The sequence below is a fragment of the Gabonia massiliensis genome, from assembly GCF_001403595.1.
In the GTDB taxonomy this organism is placed as follows: domain Bacteria; phylum Bacteroidota; class Bacteroidia; order Bacteroidales; family Coprobacteraceae; genus Coprobacter; species Coprobacter secundus.
This window is the reverse complement of the sequence record NZ_LN877939.1, coordinates 153,313-180,296: the sequence shown is the minus strand read 5'-3', so window position 1 is coordinate 180,296 and position 26,984 is coordinate 153,313. Positions and strand designations below refer to the sequence as shown.

Genomic DNA, 26,984 nt, shown 5'->3' with positions numbered 1-26,984 from the left:
CATAGATGTTTTTTGAGAGCTGTTTCCGAGGCTGTTTTTGCAGTTCCGGTAAGGAGAGCTGTTGAGCTTATGACGTACATAGGAACGGAAAACATACCGGAAAAAGATACAAAAAAGTAAGAATAAGAGATTCTTTAGTCGGAAAATTGGAACTGACTCTAAAATTTAGCAAAGAGAATAAAAAGAACCGCATAATAATGGGCGTATTATACGGTTCGCTGAATTTAATAAACTAAAATATTCAGTGTTAATTAAAATCATTCAAATGTATGAAAAAAAAATCTAAAGCCAAGATTGGAAGCACACAAAATTTATTGTTGCAGCGATACATTAAGGTATGTGCAATGTTTTTGTTCTTGTGTTTGTGTGGGAATATTTCTGCTGGTGTAGTGGAGTTTAAAAACTCTATTGTCACATTATCTTTAAAAAATGCCAGTTTTGAGGTGTTTTGTACTCAGATAGAGAAGCAGACAGGTTTTGTTATTTTATATAAAAAGGAAATTGCAGTCAAGAGAGTTTCGGTAACAGCAGAGAAAGAGAGTCTTGAGGTTGTATTGAATAAAGCTTTGTCTCCTTTGAATTTAAAATTTCATATTAATGGTAAACAAATAATAGTTTCGGAAAGAAACGAAGTTAAGGCTCCAATAAAACAAAATCGTTTCAATGGGGTCGACATACAAACAATTAAGGGTAAAGTAATAGACCAAAAAGGTGAGCCGTTAATGGGTGCTGCTGTGTCTGTAAAAGGATATGATACGGGAACGATGACTGATTTGGATGGTTTATTTTCAGTAAAAGCTCCCGTCGATGGAACATTATCGATAACCTATATCGGTTATAATAAGCAGGAGGTTTCGATAGCAGGGAAAGAGAATATTACGGTAACGATGATAGAGAGTGAGGAAACTATTGACGAAGTTGTTGTTGTCGGTTTTGGTGTACAGAAGAAAGTTAATGTAACGGGTTCGGTAGGAATGATTGATTCCAAAGCATTTGAAGAACGACCTATTTCTAATGCCGTACAAGCATTACAGGGGGTAATTCCGGGATTGAATATTACAACTTCTGGTAATGGGGGAGAATTGAATGCAACTAAAACAATAGATATCCGTGGAACAGGAACAATAGGAGGTGATTCCAAAGGGGCTCCATTAGTACTAATAGATGGTATGGAGGGTGATTTGAATTCGATAAATCCTCAGGATATCGAGTCTGTTTCTGTATTAAAGGATGCTTCGGCTTCTGCTATTTATGGAGCACGTGCACCGTTTGGGGTTATTTTGGTAACAACGAAGTCTGGGCATAAAGGTAAAATGACGATAAATTATAATAATAGTTTTCGTTATAATACTCCCGTGATGATGCCTGAAATGGTAAATTCATGGGAATATGTGAATATGTTTAATGACGCGAGTTATAATAATTCAGGTTCTTATTTGTTTGATGCCTCAATGGTGCAAAATATAAGGGATTATTTGGATGGAAAGATAGACCCGGCTGTTGCCATGAATATGAATGCTGATGGAAAATGGGATGATAAAACGGCTTTCGGAAATACGAATTGGCTGGATGAGTATTATCAGAAATGGTCTCATTCTCAGGAGCATAATATTAGTATCAGTGGAGGTAATGATAAGGTAACATATTATTTATCAGGAAATTATCTTGGACAAAATGGTTTTTTACGTTATGGGACTGATACTCATGATCGTTATACAATTACTGGTAAATTTGCAGCAAAAGTTACTGATTTTTTGAGTATTAGGTATAGTAATCGATTTGTTCGTACAGATTATGATAGGCCTACAATTATGAGTTCTTCGTTTTATGATGATGTTTTGCGCCGGGCTAAACCTTTTGTTCCGGCTAAAGACCCGAATGGCTATTATAATAGTTATATTCCTATGTTTGAGGAGGGGGGACGTCGTAAAGAACAAGGGGATCGTATGGCACAACAGGTACAGATTACCTTAACTCCTTTAAAAAATTGGAATATTGTTGCAGAAATGAATGCTAATATTTATAATAGTTGGCAACATGAAGTAGGAAATCAAGTAAATGGACATTATGCTAATGATCCTGATAAAGTGTATCCGTCTTATTTATATACGACAAATTACGGCGGTCATGAATATGTTTATGAGTACGCTTATCGAAATACGTATTTGAATCCTACTTTTTATACTAACTATACTCATTCATTTAAAGACCGTCATAATATTGGAGTAATATTAGGATTTCAATATGAAAGTAACAAAAATCGGGATTTGGATGGAAAAAGAAAAGATTTAGTTTCTTCGGATCTTCCTGTGTTGGATCTTACAACGAATACAGAAGATATTACAGTAGGCAGTGCATATAATGAATGGGCTACTGCAGGTTTCTTTGGTCGTATAAACTATGATTATGAGGGAAAATATTTATTGGAGGTAAGTGGTCGTTATGATGGAACTTCAAGATTTCGGAGAGATAATAGATGGGTGTTTTCTCCTTCTTTTTCATTAGGATGGAATATCGCTCAAGAACATTTTTTTGAAAGTGCAGATGCTTTTATTGATGTTTTGAAACCTCGATTTTCGTATGGTTCTCTGGCCAACCAAAATGTAACAAGTTTATATCCTACTTACCAGACTATGGCTACTTCTACGGCAGGAGGACATTGGTTACTTCCTGGGACAGAAGGTCCTGTGCAGCCAAATATAGCTAATGCTCCATCTAAGATGATTTCTACAACATTGACTTGGGAAAAGATAGAAACTATAAATGTTGGTTTAGACTGGAGTGCGTTTAAAAATCGTTTTACAGGATCATTTGATTATTTTATTCGTAAAACATTGGGTATGGTAGGACCTGGAGTAGAATTACCGGCTACTTTAGGTGTTGCTGTTCCCCGAACCAATAATTCTGAATTGAAAGCTTCAGGTTGGGAATTGGAAGTCTCTTGGAGAGATCGTATACGTGATTTCTCATATGGTATAAGACTTAATATTTCAGATGCGAGAACTAAGGTTATGAAATATCCTAATCCGACCGGATTATTGTCTTCTTATGTAGAAGGTACTTATTTGAATAATTATTATGGTTATACGACTATAGGTATTGCAAAAACAGATGAGGAAATGCAGGCTCATTTAGCATCTTTGCCAAATGGTGGACAGAGTGCCTTATTTGCAACTTGGACTGCTGGAGATATTATGTATAAAGACATAAACGGGGATGGAAAGATTTCTTCAGGGAATAATACAATTTACGATATGGGAGATAAGAAGCTTATTGGAAATTCTACTCCGCGTTTTCGTACAGGTATCAATATAGATATGGCTTGGAAAGGTATTGACCTTTCAATGTTTTGGCAGGGTGTTCTGAAGCGAGATTATTTTCCGGAAGATAAGAGTAGTGACGGAAAAGGTACTGACCTCGTTTTTTGGGGTATAACAAAAGGTGGGAAAGATTGGTCGACAGGATTTAAGCAACATCTTGATTATTTTAGAGATGATCCGGATTCTCCTTTAGGCTTGAATTTGGATGCTTACTATCCGAAACCTATGTTTAATAATCAGAATAAGGCTATTCAGACTCGTTATATGCAAAATGCTGCTTATTTACGGTTGAAAAATTTGCAGGTTGGCTATACTTTTCCGGAACGTTTAACTAAGAAAATTTTTGTTCAGAAATTCAGGATTTATTTCTCGGGAGAGAATTTGCTGACTTTTACAAAATTGTCAAAGACAATGGATCCAGAAACTGCAGGTATAGGAGGACGTGGAGGTACGGTATATCCTTTATCTAAAACTTATTCATTTGGTTTGAGTGTGAATTTTTAAAACATGTCTTTATATGAAAATAAGTAAATATATTATTCTGTCGGGGTGTTTTTTAGCTGTTATTGCTGGCTGCAATGACAATTTGGATATTGAGCCATTATCAAGTGTTACACCTGAAAAGTATTTGTGGACGGAGGAACAACTGGCTGCATATACGATTAATTACTATACTTCGAGTTCGTATGAGGCAGGTTCTTCTTCTACAGGAGGGATGTTGGATTCATATGGAGAGGGAGATCCTACCAAAAGTTCATATTTTTTAGATACTTACACTGATAATTCGGTGGGTAAAAGTTTAGACAATAGGTATCTGCCTGGTTTTCTACGGGTTGGTGACTCAGGAGGTTACTGGACATTTAGTAATATCTATAAGTTGAATTATTTTCTTGAGACTGTTCTTCCTCGGTTTAAATCTGGAGAAATAACTGGGAATCAAGATAATGTGAAACACTATATAGGGGAAGGCTTCTTTTTGAGAGCTCATGAATATTTTTTCCGTTTGAGAAAATTAGGAGATTTTCCTATTATAAAAAAAGTTCTGCCTGATGATCAGTCAGTATTGACCGAGGCTTCGAAACGTAGTCCTCGGAATGAAGTAGCTCGGTTTATCCTTTCAGATCTTGATGAGGCCATTGGATTATTATCGAATAGTCCTGTTGGTGGAAAGGCTCGAATAACAAAAAATGCTGCTTTGCTGTTGAAAGCACGGGTCGCACTTTTCGAGGCTACTTGGTTAAAATATCACGCTGGAACATCACAAGTACCTAATGGACCAGGTTGGCCTGGGGCAGAAAAGGATTATAATAGAGGGTACCAGTATCCATCTGGAAGCCTTGAGAATGAAGTGGATTTTTTCTTAACGGAAGCAATAGATGCATCTAAACAAGTGGCTGATGCTTTTACATTGACTCCAAATAATAAAATTATACGTGAGAAATCAGGTGACGCAGTAAATCCATACTACGATATGTTTGCGGGAAAAGATCCTTCTTCATATTCCGAAGTAATAATGTATCGGTTATATAATTCTGGTTTGAAGATTAAACATGGTTATAACCAGGGGGTATTCTATGGTTATTCAAGGGGGTATACCAATCAATTTGAGAAAGCTTTTTTAATGGAAAATGGTCTTCCTTATTATGATAGCGCTTCTGAGTATGCCGGTGATGATTATGTGGGTGATACGAAGAAAAAACGGGATTGGAGATGGCGTCTGTTTATGAAAGCTCCGGGTGAAGTGAAAGTTATAGAGAATGCTACAGCCATTATAAAATATCCTGATCCGCCGGAAGTAGACAAGTCTGATTACACTAAATCGACATCGACAGGTTATTTATTAGGGAAAGGTGCATCTTATGATTATAATATGTCGGTGAGCGATGAAACTGCGTTTGTAACTTTTCGTGCAGCAGAAGCTTATCTTATTTACATGGAGGCTTATTATCTGAAATATAATTCATTGGATGATAAGGCTAAGAAGTATTGGAGAGATTTGCGTAATCGTGCTGGTGTAGACCCTGATTTCCAGAAAACTATTGATGCTACTATTATGACAAAAGAAGCAGAGTTAGATTGGGGGGCTTATTCTCATGGGCAGATTGTAGATGCAACTTTGTATAATATTCGTCGTGAGCGTCGGTGTGAATTAATTGGTGAGGGCTTTCGATATGATGATCTTATCCGTTGGAGAGCTTTGGACCAGTTGAATGGATTTCAGTTAGAAGGTTGTAAAATTTGGGGTCCGATGAAATCTCTTTATGGAGACCGTTTGGTTACAGACCAAACTGATCCGAGTAAGAATAATGTTTCTTCACCATCTTTAAGTGAATATATTCGTCCATTTCAGAGAACAACAGATAATAATAATTATTATAATGGGTTGTTTTTCTGTAATGCTCATTATCTATCACCGATAGCAGTTAAGCATTTTTTATTGACTACGTCTGACGGAAAGACTATATCTACGTCTCCGATTTACCAAAATCCGGGTTGGTCGACTACAGTCGGAGAGGGTGCGAGTCTCGATAAGTAAATATGTAAAAAATATTTGTGTTATAATATTGCCGGGCCGGAGAATTCTGGCCCGGTTAAGATAATCATTATGTTTAGAAAACTCTTTTTTTTGATTATTGTATCAGGATTCTTTTGTATATCGAGTGCCCAAGTAAGAGAGGTAGAGCCTGGAAGGATTAGAGATTTGGTTTGTTTTTGGAATTTTGAAAAACTAAAAGGCCCTTGGAAAGCAGTTTCCGGTAAATCTTATTGGTTACGGGAAGGAGCATCTTCTGTAAAAAGTGTAGAAGATGGTTTATGGAATAATAGGTCTGTATTATTGACGGAAGGACAATGGTTATATATCCCGGCGGAGGAGTGTTCTGCATTGAATATATATGGAAAAAATGCACAAATATCAGTTGTTGCTTGGATAAAGAGAAAGAAGAAAAAGGTAAAACAATGTGAGGCTGTTGCAGGTATGTGGAATGAAACAGATAAAAAAAGGCAATATGGTCTGTTTTTGAATCTTGGGATTTGGAATAGCAGACAACAAGTCGGTGGTCATATCTCCGGAGTGGGAGGGCCTACAAATGGTTATAAATATTGTATGGATGCAGCTATTGGACAATCTCAAGTTCCTTTGGAAGTATGGCAGTGTATTGGTATGACGTATGATGGGTGTGAAATTAGAGTATATCTGAATGGTGTGTTGGATAGACGGGAAAAACAAAATCCTTATTATTATGATAAAGGTATTTTTTGTGTTTCAGGCTCAAAAGTTGATTTTACGGTAGGAGCGGTTAACCGTTCTGGTGAAATGGGGAATTTTTTTGTCGGACAGATAAGTGGAATTGCAGTATATAATCGAGCTTTGGATGGAGAGGAGATGCGCTATTTATCTTCGAATATTTTGTCAGATAGATAGATTTTTGTCTTTTGACAAAACGGAAAAATATGTCTTTGGACCTACCCCGAACGATATATTTATATGAGATATCTGTCAGTGTTTTTATTTATAATTTAAAATATTGATATATGAATAGACGAGAATCATTGAAAAGAATGATGTATGCCACACTTGCTTTGGGGTTGGCTCCTTTATTAAAAGCTTATAGGGATGCACCCGGAAAGATTTTAATTGTTTCGGGATGGCAGGATGTAAATATAGGTGATATCGCACATACACCCGGATTATTGACCGTTTTACAGACTTTCTTGCCCAATACTAAGTTAGTTTTGTGGGAGAAGAATGTGGGACAGGAGGTGAGAACATGGTTACAGAAAAATTTCCCAAAAGTGGAAATTATTCAGGGAACAGTCGAAAAAGATGGTTCGGTTTATCAAATGGAAATTTTGGAATCTTTTAAAGATTGCGATTTGATGATTCATGGTTCAGGGCCGTCTATTGTAGGACAGAGTAATTTAGAAGCTTGGGTAAAATACACAGGAAAACCATTTGGCATTTTCGGTACGACGATAGGAGATGTAGATGATAGGTTGAAGTCTCTTTTGTTGAAAGCATCATTTATCTTTACTCGGGAAACAGCGTCAATTGAAGTTCTGAAAGAGGCCGGTATAATGGGTAAGCACATTTCTTTTGTACCGGATGCAACATTCTTTTTTCATTTGCATAATGATGAACTTGCCGCCTCTTTCCTTAAAGAAAAAGGATTGGAAAAAGGTAAGTTTATTTGTGCTGTTCCTCGGTTAAGAAAGACACCTTATTATTTAATCAAGAATCGTCATAAATGGACAGATGAAGCTATACAGAGGGTTGAGGATTTGAATAATAGATATAAAGAAGCCGATCATGCCAAGTTGAGAGAAGCATTGATAGCTTGGGTACGGGGAACGGGAAATAAAGTATTGCTATGTCCTGAGATGACATATGAGGTGGATATTATGGATGAGTTGCTTTATGACCCGTTACCTGATGATGTGAAGCCTTTTGTAGTGAAAAGGGGATATTGGCTTCCTGACGAAGCAGCATCTGTATATGCGCGGGCATTTGCTGTTTTGAGTTTTGAGTGTCATTCGCCTATTATTGCTGCAGCCAATGGTGTTCCTTTTTTTTATTTACGACAGCCGCATGATACGATTAAGGGACAAATGTATTATGATTTGAATTTTAGTGATTGGATTTTTGAAATAGAGGAGACAACGGGAAAGGAAATTGCTGATTGCCTACAAGGAATGTGGCGGAATTATTCGGAGGCATGCAATCGAGTTGCCTCAGAAGTCAAAAAAATAGGAGATATGTACAAAGTAGCGAGCCGTGTAGTTGCAGATGTTCTGAGTTGTTAATATGTGGAGGTAACAAAATGAAGAAATCGATTTTATTTTATTTAGTGTTGTTGTTTTCTTTTTCTGTATACGCTCGAAAAGAAAAAAAAGATGTGTTTGCTTCCGAATATATCCGAGATATTATGTTGAAAACTGTAAGATGGCAATTTTCTAATCCATATCATGGTGCTCGAGATTGGACAAATGCGGCCTTTTATGCAGGAGCCTTTGCTGCTTGGGAGGTAACGGGCGAAAATGAAATTTATGACAAATTAATGTCTATTGGGCAGAATTTGCGGTGGAGGCCGGCCCGGCGTTGGTATCATGCTGATGATATAGCGGTGTGTCAAAATTATATCGATTTGTATCGAACGGTTGGTAAAAGAGAAATGATACAACCGACTATAGATACTTTAGCATTGTTTATCTCACGCCCTTATCCGTCGAAAAAGAAAGCAGTGGAGATTATTAAGTTATGGTGGTGTGATGCTTTATTTATGGCTCCTCCTGTATTTGTCAAATTGGGTATTACATTAAATAACCCTATCTATCTTGAATTTAGTGATATTTATTTCAAAGAAGCATATGATTTACTCTATGATAATAATGAAAAGTTATTTTTTAGGGATTTGAATTATGTGATTCGTAATGATAGGAGGAATCTATTGGAAGCTAATGGCAAACCGATATACTGGTCCCGTGGTAATGGATGGGTAATGGGTGGTTTAGTACGTATTTTGCAGGAGCTTCCTGCCGATTATAAGATGCGTTCTTTCTATGAATCTCTTTTTAAAGAGATGGCATCTCGAGTTATAGAATTACAGCAAAAAGATGGATTATGGCGGGCGAGTCTTTTGGATCCAGACTCGTATCCGGGAGGGGAAGTCAGTGGTTCAGGATTTTTCTGTTATGCTTTGGCATGGGGAATCAATAACGGTTTGTTAGATGAGGAATTGTATAGACCTTTTGTGGAGAAAACTTGGAAAGCGTTGAATCAGTGTGTCAGTCCTGAAGGACGTGTAGGTTGGGTGCAGCCTATAGGAGCCGATCCTCGTAAAAATTTTAGTGAAGATAGTTGGGAAGTGTATGGCACTGGAGCATTTTTGTTGGCAGGGAGTGAAATTATAAAAATGAAATGACAATATCAAGATAATCTGATTATGGAGAGGCGGGAATTTTTGAATATAGGTTTATTAAGTGTAGGAGGTGCATTGATAGGTCCGGAATTTACGTATGCAGAGACATTGAAAGAAATTTCAGATTCATTGCACAATACTTCAGGTTTCTATGATCTTGTTATCAATGGAGCCGGGATGGCTGGTTTTTATGCTGCTATAGAGGCTTCGAAACGTGGGTTGAAAGTCTTGATTTTGGATAAACGAACTTCTCCGGGATTTGACATTGCAGGAAAACGGCGTTTATGGTTGAATACGAATGGGATTCGGGAGTGGGATGATGCCATGATTGATTTATTTTGTCCTGAAGGAGAGAGAAATGAAATAGGAGAGCCTGCATTGTCAGGGGTTGCCCGGAGTTGTTATAAAAACGAACTTCTTCTGTTTGCAGGAAGTTTAAAAAAAGGCATGCTGCGTTCGTTGTTGGTAAATGGAATAGATGTATTGTTGATGACGGATATATGGGGCGTTGTTGTAGATAATCAAAATCAAGTTTGTGGTGTCACCATAGCCAGTAAACATGGACTATATTTTGTCTCTTGCGGTAGTTTTTTAGATGTTTCGGATGGCAGCCTTTTTACAAGAGGAGTACTTGGTCTTGCATATGAAATAAAGGAAGCCGGTTTTGTTGTTGAGTTGGAGGGTGTATCTCCAGAATGTCCGAATATTTTATCTGTAGATACATCATGGGACATTTCTGATAATTGTGTGAAATTGCATAAAGGAAAAAAGTTCCCGGATCAATACTTGTTGGAATTTAGGTTTCGTGTATCTACAAATGATTTAAGCTGTATTGAACGTCAGGCTCGATTGTTGTCCGCAGAAATAGGAAAGAGATTGCCGGAACTTAGTCCTTTTTTATCTGAATCGAAAATTCGTTATTGGGCATTAGAAAGCTCATTATCTGTAGTAGGAGATATTGATGAAACAATGTTTCCGAAAGGATATCATATGTTTACAGCTCCAGAGATATATACCGATTGCGAAGACCTGAGTAGCCTTTATGTGAATATGCGGAAAGTGACAGGAATGATGCCTCGTTATCATAATGATCGTAAAGGAAAGTTTGTAATGTATGCAGGAGGTAAAACTATTTTTGCTTGTGGAGATATTGTCAGGGAAGATGGATTTGAATTACCATTGTATGACTATGTCCCCAATCGGCTGAGTGTAACAGAGGAAAATGTCCCTTTATTGATTGCCGGAGGTGGGACAGCAGGAACTGCTGCAGCTTTAGGTGCAATGCGTAAAGGAATGACGCCATTAGTCGTAGAGTATTTCAATGATTTGGGAGGGACAAAGACCGTTGGAGGGGTCTCAAGTTATTATTTTGGTTTTAAAGACCATAAGTTAATAAAAGAGTTGGAAGTACAAATAAAGTCTGTTGCTGATACCTATCATTTAAAAACAACTATTCCTCGAAGTTTTTATTTTCTGAAGAAATTGTCAGAAGCGGGAAGTTCTGTCATACATGGAGCAATTGTCTGTAATGTATCAATGAAAGGACGAAGTGTAGATAGTGTGCTTCTTTGTGAAAATGGTCGATTGCGACGAATATTTGCTCGTCTTGTTGTTGATGCAACAGGAGATGGAGATATTGCTTACTTTGCCGGTGCTAAATATAAGATAGGAGATTCCCGTATGGGGATAACGCAGAATTATAGCCATTGGGATATTCCGTTTAGACCTAAAGTAAAAGATTATAATCGTGATTATGATATTATTGATAATACATTGATATCCGAAGTGCAAAGAGGATTATATCTGTCACATTATGAATCTCATTTTTATGATTTTTATCCGATGCTTGCTGTGAGGGAGTCTCGACGACCTGAAGCGTTGCATTGTTTGAGTATAGTGGATATTGTGAATAAATCCGTTTTTCCAGATACGATAGTTCAGTCTCGGAGCGATTATGATCCTCATTATTTTTCCAGTTCTGAGTTGTCTCGATGTGCTTTTTTGTTACCCCATTTTGATAATGGTGCGAGAGTAAATATTCCTTTTCGTTGTATTGTTCCTAAAAAAATAGATGGGCTATTATTATCTGGAAAAGCTATTGGACAGACATATAAAGGTTTACAATTTACTCGAATGTCGGCTGATGTTACAGTTTTAGGGTATGTTTCCGGTATGATTGCTGCTGATATTGTAAAAATGGGTGTCCGACCTCGTGATTTTGTAGTAAATGATATTTGCAAAGAGTTAAAAGCAATAGGGTATTTACCCGATGATGTGGGTGCATCCCGGACATCGGATACAAATGATATCATTAACCAGCTTTCAGCAGGAAATAATTATAGTTGGTTGTCTTGTTGCCTACAAAATAGGGCAGAGATATTGCCTTTGTTAAGGAAAGAGTACCAATCGTCAAAAGCATTGGTTTTAGCCAAAGCATTAGCATGGTTTGGCGACTGTTCGGGGACGAAACAGATTCGGGATGAACTGGAATATTTATATGAGCAAGAATTAATCAAGGGACATTCATCGACTTATTATGAAGAATATGACGGTACGAATTTGTATTGGCATATCAATCAGGATATCGCTTTACTTGGAATGTCCGGTGATAGAGATAACCATATAATTGTAGGTCGTATATTATCTGGGACTACGAGTGGAGGCCGGAGAGTTCCTGCAAAAGATGCTTATAACGAAGGGCGCATAGATTTGCAACTTGTTCCATATTATAACCGTATAATCAACCTTTGTTTTTATGCAGAGCGTAATCCGTCACATTTGTTTATCCATGGGTTTGAGAAGTTATTGGACGATGTTAATATTGGGGGATTCAAAACAACTTGCTATAAAGAAACTCGTTGGCGATTGTATAGTGCTAATTTGGAACTTTTTATTGCTGCTGCGTTGGCCCGATGTGGTTCTGTTAGAGGCATACAAGTGTTACTGGACTATTTAGACGATATTCATTCCGATTTTAGACGATTTGCTCGGAAAGAACTTTTTGCAATACTGAAGAAAGATTGTGAATATGATATAGTTGCATGGAAAAGACAGATAGATAAACATACGTTTCCTTTGCGTATTACTCCATTAGTAAAAGATATAGAAATTTAGATTGAGTTTAAAGTAAGAAAAATGTTTATGGGACGATTGATTTTAGTTTTGTTGTTTTTTTGTAATGTGACAGTTGTTTTTTCTCAAAAGGTGTTTTCCTTGTACTCTCCCGATAATTGTTTGGAAGTAAGAATCAATATCGGTGAAAAGATGGAATATTCTGTTTGGAAAGGAGATGAGAAGTTGCTTTGTAATTCATCCTTGTCCATGTTATTGGGAGACGGGCAAATGTGGGGGTACCGAGCTTTGGTTCGTCAGATACAGAGAAGGAAAGTCGATAGGAATATTTCATCTCCCTTTTATAAAAGAGCCCATGTGAAAGATTGTTATAATGAACTTGAATTGCATTTTCGGGGTGATTATGGAGTTATATTTCGTGCTTATAATGATGGTATAGCGTATCGTTTTATATCTACGGGTAAGAAGTCATTTGTAGTGAAGGAGGAGACTGTAGAATATTGTTTCCCGGATAACTGGCAATCTCATGTCGCTTTTGTCCGGACACAGGGTTACCATAAAAATAATTTGAGTCAGGAAGGTAGTTTTGAAGACCAATTTTTTAAATCTTTTGTAAATACATATTCTCATGTTTCATTATCAGAATGGGATAGAGGACGTTTGGCTCTTGTTCCGATAGTTGTAAGCCCTGGAGACGAATCTGCTATTTGTATTGCAGAGTCTGATGTATTGAATTATCCTGGAATGTATTTTAACCGTTCAGATAATAAAAATGTCATCCGAGGTGTGTTTGCTCCTTATCCTAAGGAGATTCGTCAGGGTGGATTTAATGATTTACAAGGAGTTGTATATTCCCGAGAACCATATATAGCACGTTGTGAAGGAGCAAGGTCTTTTCCTTGGCGGGTATTTATAGTTGCGAATCAGGAGTGTCAGTTAGCTGATAATGATATGATATATCGTTTAGCTTCTCCTTCTCGTATTGAAGATATATCATGGATAAAGCCGGGTAAGTGTGCATGGGAATGGTGGAATGATTGTAACCTCACAGGCGTGGATTTTCGTACAGGATTAAACAATGAGACATATCGGTATTTTATTGATTTTGCTTCATCCCACGGACTTGAATATCTGGTGATTGATGAGGGGTGGTCAGCTCGTGGTCAGGCAGATTTATTTAGTGTGGTACCGGAAATCGATTTAGAAGACCTGATTTATTACGCACGTCAGAAAAATGTAGGTATAATTCTTTGGGCAGGTTATTATGCGTTTTACCGCAATATGGAAGCAGTGTGCCGTTATTATTCAGAATTGGGTGTAAAAGGATTTAAGATAGACTTTATGGACCGCAACGATCAATTGATGGTTGCATTTCATGAAGAAGCTGCCCGTGTTGCAGCTAAATATAAACTTTTGATTGATTTTCATGGAACGTATCCTCCTACAGGACTTCAACGAACATATCCAAATGTGGTTAATTTCGAGGCTGTACAAGGTCTTGAACATATGAAGTGGGCTGCTCCAAGTGTAGATCAAGTTACACATGATGTAACGATTCCGTTTATACGTATGGTTGCAGGGCCCTTTGATTATACTCCAGGGGCAATGAGGAATGCTATCAAATCTTTTTATAGACCCAATCGTTCATATCCGATGAGCCAAGGTACTCGTTGTAGGCAGATGGCCGAATATGTTGTGTTTGAATCTCCTTTATCAATGTTGTGTGATAGCCCTACTGAATATGAGAATGATAGTGTGTGTACGGACTTTATAGTTGATATCCCTACAGTCTGGGATAGCACGATAGTATTGAATGGCAAAATAGGAAAGTATGTGACTATTGCCAGGAAAAAAGGAAATGTATGGTATGTAGGTGCTATGACAGATTGGTCGTCAAGAAAATTGTCTTTAGACCTTTCGTTTTTGGATAAAGGAGATTATGTGATGGAAATGTTCCAAGATGGGAAGAATGCTGACCGTGTTGCGACCGATTATAAAAGAGTAATGGGGATAGTACCTGATAATCGTAGAATAAATATAGATATGGCTCCTGGTGGAGGGTGTGTGTTTAGGGTTTCAAAAAAGTAAATTGATATTATAATTATGAATAAATTCTTTTTTTTATTAATGATGCACTGTTGTGCTTGTATAATGGTCGCTCAGACAAGTTTACCTGTTTATCTTGATGAAACTGAAAGTATAGAAGAGAGAATTGGAGATATCCTTTCGAGAATGACTTTAGAAGAAAAAGTCGATATGATACATGCTCAATCGAAATTCAGTACAAAAGGATGTCCCCGTTTGGGCATTCCTGAGTTGTGGATGAGTGATGGTCCTCATGGTGTTAGAATGGAAATTGCTTGGGATAGCTGGAAACATGCAGGATGGACAAATGACTCGTGTACCGCTTTCCCTGCTCTGACTTGCCTTGCTGCGACATTTAACCCGGAACTTGCTTGGAAATATGGAAAAGCGGTAGGAGAAGAGGCCCGTTTTCGGAAAAAAGATGTGCTTTTGGGGCCAGGTGTGAATATTTACCGAGTGCCTTTAAATGGGCGTAATTTTGAATATATGGGAGAAGATCCTTATCTCGCATCTCGTATGGTTGTTCCTTATATTCAGGGGGTACAATCTAATGGTGTGGCAGCATGTTTAAAGCATTTTGCTTTGAATAATCAAGAGTCAAATCGTAAACAGGTTAATGTAGAGGTGAGCGATCGGGCTTTGCGGGAGATATATTTGCCGGCATTTAAAGCCGGTGTGGAAGAAGGAAAAGTCTGGATGGTGATGGGTGCATATAATAAGTTTAGAGGCAAATTTTGTAGTCATCATGAGTTTTTGTTGCAGAAAATACTGAAAGGAGAATGGCAATTTGATGGGGTTGTGGTAACTGATTGGGGGAGTGCTCATGATACGCGGGAGGCAGCCTTGTATGGTTTAGATATGGAGATGGGGACTGGTACGGATGGACTGACTAAAAATACTCCTTTGGCGTATCAGGATTATTATCTTGCAAAACCTTATCTTAAAATGCTTCGTAGTGGAGAGCTACCTTTAAGTTCTTTAGATGATAAAGTGAAGCGGGTATTACGATTATGTTTAAGGACGAATATGGATCGTAGACGTCCTTATGGTTCATTAGCTACTCAAGAGCATGCAGATATTGCTCGTCAGATTGCAGAGGAGGGGATTGTCCTATTGAAAAATGATAATCACTTTTTCCCGATAAAACGAGGCAAATATAAAAAAATTGCAGTTATTGGCCAGAATGCTGTCCGTTCTTTGACAGTAGGGGGCGGTTCTTCAGAATTGAAAGCAAAAAAGGAGATTTCTCCATTAGAAGGTTTGATGTCCATATATGGAAAGAAAAATATTTATTTTTCAATGGGGTATACATCTGGTCCGAGTAAGTTTCATCCACAATTGCCCGCGGTTGATAAAGCTGATTCTTTACGTTATGCTGCAATTGCATTAGCAAAAGATGCTGATATCGTTTTGTTTTTTGGAGGGCTGAATAAAAATTATAAGCAAGATTGTGAAGGCGTAGACCGTACATCTTATGGATTACCTTACGGGCAAGACCAGCTTATTCGGGAGATATTGAAAGTAAATAAGAATGTCGCTGTTGTACTTATAAGTGGTAATGCTGTGTCGATGCCTTGGATAGATGATATACCGGCAGTCGTACAATCATGGTATCTTGGTTCTGAATCAGGGAATGCAATGGGGAGAGTAATTGCAGGAGATGTAAATCCTTCAGGGAAACTTCCTTTCAGTATACCGGTGAGGTTGGAAGATAATGGAGCTTGCTCGTTCGGAGCCAGTTCATATCCTGGTGATGGAACGAATGTATATTATAAAGAGGATATTTTGGTTGGGTATCGTTGGCATGATACACAGAAGATTCCGGCCCTTTTTCCCTTTGGTCATGGATTGTCATATACAGAATTTGCGTATGGTGAACTTAAGACCGATAAGAAGATATATGATAAAGATGAAAATATTGTATTATCTCTTAAGCTGACAAACAGAGGTAAATGTGGCGGAGCAGAATCAGTCCAAATTTATGCAGGCCAGTCTCACCCGTCTGTATTAAGGCCGATAAAGGAGTTAAAAGCGTTTAAGAAAGTATTTTTATTACCGGGAGAGTCAAAAAATGTAACATTTTCTATTCCTGCGAAAGAGTTGGCTTTTTATGATGAAATATCGAAAATGTGGATAGTGGAATCTGATTGTTTTACATTTTTCTGTGGTGCGTCTTCGACTGATATTCATGATACTGTTTCAGTAAATATTCGATAAATATTATAATATGAAATACCGGTATGTTCTGTATATGGCAGTGATAAATATATCGTTGTCTCTTGCAAAATCACCAGTGATTGATGTCGGTGATATTGCTGAAGTACGTGATTTTATAAAGAAGTCTTGGGAAAAGACAGTACGATTTTCTCCAGAAGATTCGGGGCAGCATATTGGATTGCCTTATAGGTATACTGTTCCGAGTATAAGTGATTCTTTTCAAGCATTGTACTATTGGGATACCTATTTTACAGGAGAGGGTTTGATTTTAGATGGGCACATTGATTTGGCTATTTCCAATGTAGAAAATATGCTTTATTTGGTCGAGCGGTATGGAAAGATGTTGAATGGGAATAGAACTTTTTTTGAAAATCGCTCACAGCCTCCATTTTTGAGCATGATGATAGAGAGTATTTATCGTAAGACTTTTGATAAAGAATGGCTTGCTCGAGTGTTGCCGAATTTGGAAAAAGAATATTTGTTCTGGATGACTCACCGAATGACACCGGTGGGACTGAATCGATATTCGAATGAAGCTACTTTGGCTCAAAAAAGACGAATTGTAGATGTATTGAAGAAAAGATTAGGTCCTAATTTTAGAAAGAAAGTAGAATATTTATCGGAGGGAAAACAACTGGAAATAGCTTCTCATTATATTGCAGAGGCCGAATCAGGATGGGATTTTACACCTCGTTTTGATATGCGTTGTGAAGATTTTTGTCCTGTTGATTTGAATTCGAATCTATATTATTATGAAAAGAATTTTGAATATTTTGCTTATGAGCTTGGAAATATATCTGAGGCTAAAATATGGGCAAAGAGAGCCGAAAGACGTCGATGGTTGATGTATAATTATATGAGAGATAAAGATACCGGAATGTATTATGATTATGATTTTATTAATGATAAGCGTTCGGATATTATTTCTGCTGCAGTTTTCCATTTGTTGTATGCCGGAGTTGTTTCGAAACGAGAGGCTCGAAGGCTGAAAGAGCTTGCTTTAAAATCATTAGAGTATCCGTATGGTATTGTTGCTTGTGAAAAAAGAGATTATGGTTTTAATTATCAGTGGTCTTATCCGAATGGCTGGGCTCCTTTTCAGTTTATTGCGATGAAGGGTTTGGAGCGTTATGATTTTTGTGATGACGCTTTGCGTATTGCTTTGGGATATGTATCTATGGTTGTGTCTACCTATAAAGCGACTCATAATTTATGGGAGAAATATAATGTAGTAGAAGGAAATGTAAATGTAACTAATGAATATAAAATGCCTTCTATGGTAGGTTGGACAGCTGGAGTTTTTTCATGGGCAGTTGATTTTATAAATAGAATTATAGAATAGTACTATGTTATTTTTTAAATACAATATTTTAAGAGTATCTCTATCGGTTATTATTTTTTGGGGAATATTATTTTCTCTTATGGGTAGTCAACCGATTGATTTTCCTCATTTGAAAGGGAAATTTGCTCCAGAGAGAGTCGGAACTAAATTAAGCGAACGTTATTTGGCATCGGAGCATATGTTGTATGCGAAAACAATTCATTATGCCGAGGTTTGCACGTGGTATGGAGCTGTAAGATTTGCAGAAGCTTCTGGCAAAGAAGAGTTGTTGCAGAAGTTGATAGCTCGTTTTGAACCGTTATTGGATAATCGTAGAGATTTGTTGCCTCTAATAGGATATAAAGAGAACTTTAATAATTATGTTGATTTCAATATGTTTGGCTGTTTACCTCTGGAGTTGTACCGGATAACAGGTCGGAAAGTATTTTTTGATATAGGTATACCGTATGCTGATTCACAATGGTCCTTGCCGGATTTTGCTACGGAAAAGCATCAGGAATATTTTCGTAATGGTTTTACGTGGCAGACTCGTCTTTGGATTGATGATATGTATATGATAACGGTTGTACAAGCAAAAGCTTATCAAGTGACTGGAGATGTGAAATATATCGATAGAGCTGCAAAGGAAATGGTGTATTATTTGGAAAAGTTGCAGCGACCTAATGGTCTGTTTTATCATGCTCCGGATGTCCCTTTTTATTGGGCCAGAGGTAATGGTTGGATGGCTGCAGGAATGGCAGAGCTTCTTTGTTATTTGCCCGATAATCATGAGTGTCGTGCTTATATTATGGAGGCATATCGGAAGATGATGGAGACATTAAAGTTATATCAGCATGAAGACGGGATGTGGGGACAGTTGGTAGACCGTGAAAATATATGGCCTGAAACATCGGGCTCTGCTATGTTTGTATATGCAATCATTACAGGAATAAAACAGGGTTGGTTGGATGGTGAAGTATATATGGATGTAGCGGTGAAAGGTTGGAAATCATTAGTCTCTTATATCAATGATAAAGGTGATTTAACCGAAATATGTGTGGGAACGGGAAAGAAAAATAGTGAATCTTATTATTATGAGCGGCCCAGGAAAGCCGGAGATTTTCATGGACAAGGGCCCATGCTTTGGTGTGCAGCAGCTTTGATCGAAAAATAGCAAATTAAAAGATGATATAATGAAAATTCAGAGTTTTGTGTTATCCCTGATATGCTTGATGTGTATGGTTGAGACAAAAGCACAATCATCACATCTTGCCCGTAGATTGATAGAAGTAAAAGTTGTTCCCAATCATGCTGATTGGAACTATAAAGTAGGAGAGTCGGTAAAAGTAAATGTTTGGATACTTCGTAATGATGTTCCATTGGAAGACTTGGCATTTGAATATGAAATATCGGAAGATATGATGCCTGTTCGGGAGAAGGGATTAGGCAGAAGTGCAAAAGATGGAAAAATGATTGAGATGGGAACGTTATGGAAACCGGGTTTCTTACGTTGTATTGTGAAAGTCAAATATGATGGACGAATATATACAGGTATGGTGACAGCAGCTTTTGATAAAGAGAATATCGTACCTGAGACGAAATTCCCCGATGATTTTCAAGTATATTGGAATGATATAGTTGGCGAAGCTTCAAAATTGCCAATGGATACAAAAATGGAGCTTTGGCCCGAGAGATGTACAGATAAAGTTAATGTTTATCGAGTTAATATACAGAACTATCCTGAAAAAGCCCGTTTATACGGCATATTATGTGTACCGGTGGCAAAAGGAAAATATCCGGCGGTTTTACGGGTTCCCGGAGCAGGAGTTCGTTCATATAAAGGTGATGTAGACAATGCTGCTCGTGGTATGATTACTTTTGAGATAGGGATACATGGCATTCCTGTCAATTTGCCGGATGAAGTTTATAAAAGTTTATATAGTGGTCCCTTGAGGGAATATATGGTATTTAATTCCGATGACAGGGATTTATATTATTATAAACGAGTGTATCTGGGGTGTGTAAGAGCTGTTGATTTTTTATGTTCCTTATCTCAGTATGATGGACAAAATATGTTTGTTATAGGAGGAAGTCAAGGGGGAGCTTTATCTATAGTAACAGCAGCTTTAAACCGGAAAGTATCAGCCATAGTTACTTTTTTTCCGGGGCTTTGTGAAATGACGAGAAACAGCAATGTTGAAGGAGGTGGATGGCCACATATATCTAAATCTGGCATTGATATTACCTCTCGGAAAATCAAAAATTTGGCATACTTTGACGTTGTCAATTTTGCAAGGATGATTAAGGTGCCGGGATTTTATTCTTTTGGTTATAATGATATGACCTGTCCTCCTACATCCGTGTGCGCTGCAATTTATGAAATTGAAGCACCTAAAGAGGTGATGATTGTTGAGGAAAATGGGCATTTTGCTTATCCGGAACAGTGGCAGAATGCATGGAGATGGTTATTTAAACAAATAAAAAGGTAAAAAATGAAGAGAGTTTGTATATTATTATTGGGAGCATTTTTATTTTCATTATGTGAGGCCAAGGAGATACCTTTACTTTCGAATATCTATGGCCGTTCATATATAAGTTTGAACGGAAAATGGAATTATATTGTAGACCCTTTGGAAAATGGTTATTATGGATATCGTCTTACTCCTAAGAAAAATGGTTTTTTCTTGAATGAAAAAGTTAAGACTTCTTCATCAAATCTAATAGAATATAATTTTGATACAGCGCAATCAATGGATATTCCTTCTGACTGGAATTCGAAAGATGAAAGTTTGTTTTTTTATGAAGGTACAGTATGGTTCAAACGAGACTTTGATACCCGTAAAAAAGCAGGTATGAAGTATGTATTATATTTTGGAGCTGTAAATTATGATGCTAAAGTGTATGTAAATGGTAGGAAAGTCGGTGAGCATGAGGGGGGATACACTCCTTTTAATTTTGATGTGACAAAGTATTTGATTGATGGTCATAACTTTGTAGTGGTGAAAGTTGATAACAAGCGTCATCCAGAAGGGGTACCTACGGTAAATATGGATTGGTGGAACTATGGAGGTATCACCCGAGATGTGCTATTGGCGGAAGTTCCGGAAATATATATTGAAGATTATCAGATACACTTGGCCAAAGATATGTCAGGATATATCTCTGGTTGGGTGAAATTGGATACTACTCTTTCATTACAGAATATAGAATTTGAGATTCCGGAACTTCGGCTGAAAGAATTTTTACGTACCGATAGTTCTGGGAAAGCGACATTTCTTTTAGGGGCTCAACCTGAATTATGGACACCGGAGAAACCCAAATTATATGACATAGTAATACGTTATAATAAAGAGGTTTTGAAAGATGAAATAGGTTTCCGTACGATAACTACTAAAGGAAGAAAAATCTACTTGAATGGTAATCCGATCTTTTTAAGAGGGGTTAGTATCCATGAAGAAGCCCCCTTTAGGCAAGGACGTGCATGGTCAAGAGAAGATGCTGTGACTCTTTTGTCTTGGGCCAAAGAAATGGGTTGTAATTATGTACGTTTGGCACATTATCCGCATAATGAACATATGATACGCGTTGCGGAAAAGATGGGCTTGATGGTATGGTCGGAGATACCTGTTTACTGGACTATTCAGTGGGGAAATAAGCACACGTATGAGAACGCAAAGCGACAGTTGCATGATATGATATATAGGGATAAAAATCGCTGTTGTGTTATAATCTGGTCTATTGCTAATGAAACCCCTCATGGTAAAGATAGAGATTATTTTTTGAGTAATTTATCGAAGTATGCAAGAGAGTTAGATAATTCACGTCTTATCAGTATGGCTATGGAAGTAACTAAGGCTGTCGATAATGTGAATGAATTGAAAGATAACATGCACCAATATGTAGATATTCTTAGCTTTAATCAATATATAGGCTGGTATCGGGGTACAAATGAGTCGTGTCGCGATATGAAGTGGAAGATTCCTTTTGAAAAACCTGTAATAGTGAGCGAATTTGGCGGTGGTGCATTACAAGGAAAGTATGGAGATAAGACAGAGCGTTGGACGGAAGATTACCAAGAAGAATTGTATATACAGAATTTGAGAATGCTGGATCGTATAGAGGGCTTGTCGGGACTTTCGCCTTGGATATTGGTCGATTTTCGTTCTCCACGTCGTCAGCTTCCGGGAATACAAGATTTTTTTAACCGTAAAGGATTGATATCCAGTTGGGGCATAAAAAAGAAAGCATATTTTGTGATGCAAAGGTATTACAAAAATAAAGCTGGATTGTATTAAATATAAAGAGATATATAAATTATGTAGAGACCATGAAACGACGATTTAGTAAATTGATATATAGTCTTATTTTTTATGTATTTATTCCGGCTATAGATTTGTTTTCAGCAGATAAATATGAACTTATCCCGATAAAGGAATCTCGAGTAGAAGAGATTGCCTGCATATTACCTGATACATTAAAGGGGTTGGGCAATACCTATAAAGACAGAAATGTATGGGATGTTTTATATGAAAGTGGAGCTTATAAAACCACGATTAAGAATGCTGAAGATATGTTGAACAAGGGATTTCCTGTGTGGGATGAGTCGTTATATAATCGTGTATTTACGGAAGACGATACTCAATCAGGAAAAGATATGATTAATAGGCGTTTGAAAGCTCTGTCTGAATTGGTATGGGCCGAATGTTTGGAAAATAGAAACCGATTTACTTCTTCGATTATAGATTTTCTTTACGATATAATAGAACAAAAAACATGGGTTAATCCACGTAATTATAATCGAAAGAACTACGGGGGATTAGTAGAACTGGCTACAGCTTTGAATGCACGGAGTATGGCGCAAGCTGTGTATTTATTAGATGATAAATTGCCATTAAAAGTGAGAGCTGATGTCCGGAATGAATTATATATAAGGGCTTTTAATCCTTTGTTAAGAACAATAAGAGGTGAAAATATGGACCATGATTGGTTGTTTTCAACGGGCAATTGGAATCCGGTTTGTTTAGAGGGAATCACTTGTGCAGCTTTGTCTATGATTCCGGATAAAAAGGAAAGAGCTCTGTTTATAGCTATTTCAGAGTTGTATGTACAAAATTATGCTAAAGGATTTTTACCGGACGGATATTGTTCGGAAGGCATAAATTACTACAATTTTGGGATGAGCCATTATATTGTGCTACGAGAAAAAATATGGCAGGATACGGGAGGAAAAATAGATATATTTAGAAGCAATCCTAATATGCTCAATGTGGCAACCTTTTTACCGAGAATGGAGATTATCAATAATGTATATCCGGCTATTGCTGATTGTGAAATGGGAATGAAGCCTTCTCGTTTTGTGTTACATTATTTAAGTAAATTGTATGGGTTACAATTACCTGCTGATGAGGATCGATTGTTGGGTGTAACTGATGATTTGAGCGAACATGTGTTGGTACATTTTCCTAATTCAACAGATTGTTGTCCCGTAAATAATGTTCCGTATTCATCATCTCTGTTGAGGTCTTCTTTCCCGGATGCAGGAGTTTTTATATTTCGTACGTTGCCAAATACGATAGTTCCAATGGGGGTAGCTATTAAAGGAGGAAATAATGGAGAACATCATAATCATAATGATGTAGGGAGTTATACATTAGTTATAGGCAAGGAAATGATGGTAGAGGATCCGGGGTTGATTCCTTATACGAAAAAAACTTTTAGTGCTGAGCGATATACAGCGTTTAAATCATTAGCTTCTTACGGACATCCGGTGCCGTTTGTTGCAGAGGGGGGACAACGTGTCGGAAAAATGGCAAAAGCCCGTATTTTACATGTACTGGAGAGTGATAGTTGTGATCAAGTGATGATGGATATTACTTCAGCTTATGGTTTGTCAGTTTTGAAAAGTCTATTACGAAAATTTACATTTTACCGTGACGCGATGAGGTTTGAGGTGAAAGACTGTTTTGAATTTTCTTTACCTCATTTATTTGAGACCGCATTAATAACTCGCGCAGATTGGAAGAGAGATGGAGATAATCGAATAATACTGGAACGCAATAAAGAGAAAATTATAGTAGAGATAAATGTTTCATCCGGTAAATTTTCTTTGTACGACGAACGTATATGTGAAGGGGGTGAACCGTATACACGGCTGGCTATACGGATAGATGAACCAATGAAAAAGGGTAGTGTAGATATTTCTTTTAGAGTGCAGTAATAAATGGTTAGTATAAGATATATATTGATTGTAGGTCTATCGATACTTACTTGGGCAAATTCGATATGTTCTCAGACATTTACTTTGTTTACAAAAGGTGAGTCTACTTCTGTATTTGTCTCGGAGAAAGAAAATTCGGTAGTAAAGATGGCTGTTTCCCTTTTTTCAGAGGATATGAAAAATGTTTTTGATATAGTCCCGTCAGTATGCGAGGATATATTGTCAGGGAAAGTAGTCATTGGAACAGTCGGTTGTGATAAAGAATTAGATAAATGGTTACAAGAGCTTGGAATAAATATGTCTGAGTTGCGGGACCATTGGGAAGCATTTTCTTTACAGACTGTCAAAGTTGAAGGAAAATATCACTTAATCATTTTGGGAAGTGATCCTCGGGGAACAGCTTATGGATTGCTTGAATTGTCGAGACTTATGGGGATATCTCCATGGTGTTGGTGGGCCGATGTGACCCCGGAGAAGAGAGAGAGACTTGATTTACCCGTAAACTATAAAAATAAGCAACAGCCTTCAGTTAAGTATCGGGGTATATTTTTGAATGATGAGGATTGGGGATTGTCTCCTTGGAGTGCTCGTAATTTTGAACAGTCTTCTGTAAAAAATGAAATAGGTACTAAAACGTATACCCGCATTTTTGAATTGTTGTTGCGACTACGTGCAAATACTCTATGGCCGGCTATGCATAAATGTTCGACACCTTTTTACTGGCTGAAAGGAGCAAAAGAATTGGCTGCACAATATGGAATTGTTATAGGGACATCACATTGTGAGCCATTGATGCGAAACAATGTTGGAGAATGGAATAGGTCAGAAGATGAAGAATATAATTACGTGACGAATAAAGAATTGGTAAATCAGTATTGGAGTAAGCGATTAGAAGAGGTGTGCGGATATGAGAATATATATACTTTGGGGATGCGAGGGGTACATGATGGAAAAATGAATGGAGTAGAATCGTTGGATGAACAAACTGAATTGTTGTCGTGTGTGATTGCAAATCAACGGAGTTTATTGCAAAAATATATAGATAAGGACGTAGAGCAAATACCGCAAGTAATTATGCCCTATAAAGAAGTTTTAGATATTTATGATAATGGTTTGAAAATTCCAGATGATGTTACTCTTGTATGGTGTGACGATAATTATGGCTATATTCCTCGTTTAAGTAATATAAAAGAGCAGAAAAGAATAGGGGGTGCAGGTGTGTATTATCATATATCTTATTTTGGTCGTCCTCATGATTATTTATGGTTATATACGACACCTCCTGCTTTGATTTATACAGAGATGAAACGTGCGTGGGAATATGGAGCTCGGAAATTGTGGATGTTGAATGTGGGTGATATAAAGCCGGGAGAATATGGAATAGAGTTTTTTCTTGATTTAGCATGGAATATAGACGTGATAACTGCAGAAGGAGTATCGGGGCATTTGGCTCGGTGGTTAAGGCGGGAATTTGGAAAAGATGCTTCCTCTGCATTACTTCCTGTGATGGAAGAGTATTTTCGTTTAGCTTCAATTCGTCGTCCGGAGTTTATGGGATGGAACCGAGTAGAAGAATATGCTTTATCGAAACGTAGGGGAGGTATTACACCTGTAGAAAATACAGATTTTAATCCTTTTGTTTTTGGAGATGAGATACAGCAGCGTATAGATGACTATACGGCTATTGCAGATAAAGTGATGGAGTATGCAAGTAGAATTGTTGTCGGGCGTAAAGATGCTTATTTTGAGATGATTCAATATCCTGTATGTGCAGCTGCAGCAATGAATCGTAAAATGTTGTATGCACAGAAGGCTCGTTTTTTCGCAACTCGAGGTATGTCTGTTGCTGACGAATATGCTTCAAAAAGCCGGGATGCCTATAATGAGATTGCAGCTTTGACGATGTATTACAATAAAATAGTAGGAGATGGAAAATGGGATGGCATAATGGATATGATGCCTCGTCGTTTGCCGGTATTTGACCCTCCTGTACTGCCGAATAAAGTAGGAAGGGGGGCTGGTGTCCCGACCTCTCAGGTGTGGCCTGAAGGTTGTTCTCATGGAATATCTCCGGGGACAAATTATGTATTTCCCGATATGTTACGTTCTGTCGGCAATGCTTGTTTTATATCCTTATATGGAGAAGAAAACAGGGAGATTAAGTGGACTGTAACTGGTGCTCCGAATTGGTTGAATGTACATGAAAAAGATATTGGAGTATTAAAAGAGAGGCGAATTGTATTTGATATTAATTGGAATTTTATACAAGGTAGTGATAAAGCAAAAATAACCTTGTGTGTAGATAATGAAAAATATATATTGAGTGTCTCAGCCAAAGATGATTTGTATATGGCTGATAATGGAGTGAAAAGTGAAGTTGCTGGTATGATTGCTTGGAATGCTATTGATGGGGATATAGTGCCGGCAAGTTGGGTTATAGAAGGGTTGGGGCACAGCACTAAAGCAGTGGCTTTACCTAAAGGAAAAGAGTTAAAGTATGAAGTAAATACTGTTTCATCGGGAGATGTACTTATTCGTGTAGGATTAGTTCCTAATCATGCAGTTGGTGGTGGCGATAAGAGATATGAAATATCGGTTGATGGAGCATCTCCTGTTGTTGTATCATCCAAGGTGGTTATAAGAAGTGAAGAGTGGAAAAATAATGTTTTAAGAAATCAAGCTTTATGTCAGTCAGTACATAATATAAATACACCGGGTAGACATAGCATTATTATAAAAGCTTTAGATGAAAATATGATTTTTGACCAGTTGATGCTTGATTTTAACCCAAAAAGGCATTTTTATCAGATACCTGTTTCTAAGAAATAATTATA

At 37.4% G+C, this 26,984-nt stretch carries 14 protein-coding genes; all 14 read left to right on the top strand.

What is annotated here, in order from left to right; genetic code table 11:
* Positions 1–269 precede the first annotated feature (269 nt).
* The 14 genes from BN2628_RS05625 to BN2628_RS05560 all read left to right on the top strand — a co-directional run bounded on the left by BN2628_RS05625 (position 270) and on the right by BN2628_RS05560 (position 26,979).
* Positions 270–3,824 carry a SusC/RagA family TonB-linked outer membrane protein gene (locus BN2628_RS05625; RefSeq protein WP_055096457.1) on the top strand — a complete coding sequence of 1,185 codons (3,555 nt, stop codon included), beginning with the start codon at positions 270–272 and terminating at the stop codon, positions 3,822–3,824.
* A gap of 13 nt (positions 3,825–3,837) precedes the next feature.
* Positions 3,838–5,856, top strand: coding sequence for a RagB/SusD family nutrient uptake outer membrane protein (locus BN2628_RS05620; RefSeq protein ID WP_055096456.1), 2,019 nt, complete (start codon positions 3,838–3,840; stop codon positions 5,854–5,856).
* A gap of 69 nt (positions 5,857–5,925) precedes the next feature.
* Positions 5,926–6,744, top strand: a complete 819-nt coding sequence (locus BN2628_RS05615; protein ID WP_055097095.1) for a LamG-like jellyroll fold domain-containing protein — start codon at positions 5,926–5,928, stop codon at positions 6,742–6,744.
* A 110-nt stretch (positions 6,745–6,854) separates the two neighbouring features.
* Entirely contained in the window at positions 6,855–8,123 is a 1,269-nt protein-coding gene (locus BN2628_RS05610; RefSeq protein WP_055096454.1) for a polysaccharide pyruvyl transferase family protein, read from the top strand.
* 17 nt (positions 8,124–8,140) lie between these two features.
* Entirely contained in the window at positions 8,141–9,241 is a 1,101-nt protein-coding gene (locus BN2628_RS05605) for a glycoside hydrolase family 88/105 protein (protein WP_055096452.1), read from the top strand.
* A 21-nt stretch (positions 9,242–9,262) separates the two neighbouring features.
* Complete coding sequence (locus BN2628_RS05600) at positions 9,263–12,352, top strand: FAD-dependent oxidoreductase (RefSeq protein ID WP_055096450.1); 3,090 nt, start codon at positions 9,263–9,265, stop codon at positions 12,350–12,352.
* Positions 12,353–12,379: 27 nt separating this feature from the next.
* Complete coding sequence (locus tag BN2628_RS05595; RefSeq protein ID WP_055097093.1) at positions 12,380–14,398, top strand: glycoside hydrolase family 97 protein; 2,019 nt, start codon at positions 12,380–12,382, stop codon at positions 14,396–14,398.
* Positions 14,399–14,413: 15 nt separating this feature from the next.
* Positions 14,414–16,612 (top strand): beta-glucosidase, encoded by a 2,199-nt coding sequence (locus BN2628_RS05590; RefSeq protein ID WP_044230112.1) that lies wholly within the window; start codon positions 14,414–14,416, stop codon positions 16,610–16,612.
* Between the two features lie 10 nt (positions 16,613–16,622).
* A complete protein-coding gene (locus tag BN2628_RS05585) occupies positions 16,623–17,954 on the top strand; it encodes a trehalase family glycosidase (protein WP_055096448.1) in 1,332 nt (443 codons plus the stop codon).
* A gap of 79 nt (positions 17,955–18,033) precedes the next feature.
* Complete coding sequence (locus BN2628_RS05580; protein WP_257606405.1) at positions 18,034–19,107, top strand: glycoside hydrolase family 88/105 protein; 1,074 nt, start codon at positions 18,034–18,036, stop codon at positions 19,105–19,107.
* Between the two features lie 19 nt (positions 19,108–19,126).
* The gene (locus BN2628_RS05575) at positions 19,127–20,422 is read left to right on the top strand and encodes an acetylxylan esterase (RefSeq protein WP_055096444.1); all 1,296 of its coding nucleotides are present in this window, start codon (positions 19,127–19,129) and stop codon (positions 20,420–20,422) included.
* A 3-nt stretch (positions 20,423–20,425) separates the two neighbouring features.
* Positions 20,426–22,228 (top strand): glycoside hydrolase family 2 protein, encoded by a 1,803-nt coding sequence (locus BN2628_RS05570; RefSeq protein ID WP_055096442.1) that lies wholly within the window; start codon positions 20,426–20,428, stop codon positions 22,226–22,228.
* Between the two features lie 32 nt (positions 22,229–22,260).
* The gene (locus BN2628_RS05565) at positions 22,261–24,150 is read left to right on the top strand and encodes a heparinase II/III domain-containing protein (protein ID WP_055096441.1); all 1,890 of its coding nucleotides are present in this window, start codon (positions 22,261–22,263) and stop codon (positions 24,148–24,150) included.
* Between the two features lie 3 nt (positions 24,151–24,153).
* Entirely contained in the window at positions 24,154–26,979 is a 2,826-nt protein-coding gene (locus tag BN2628_RS05560; protein WP_055096439.1) for a glycosyl hydrolase 115 family protein, read from the top strand.
* Positions 26,980–26,984 lie beyond the last annotated feature (5 nt).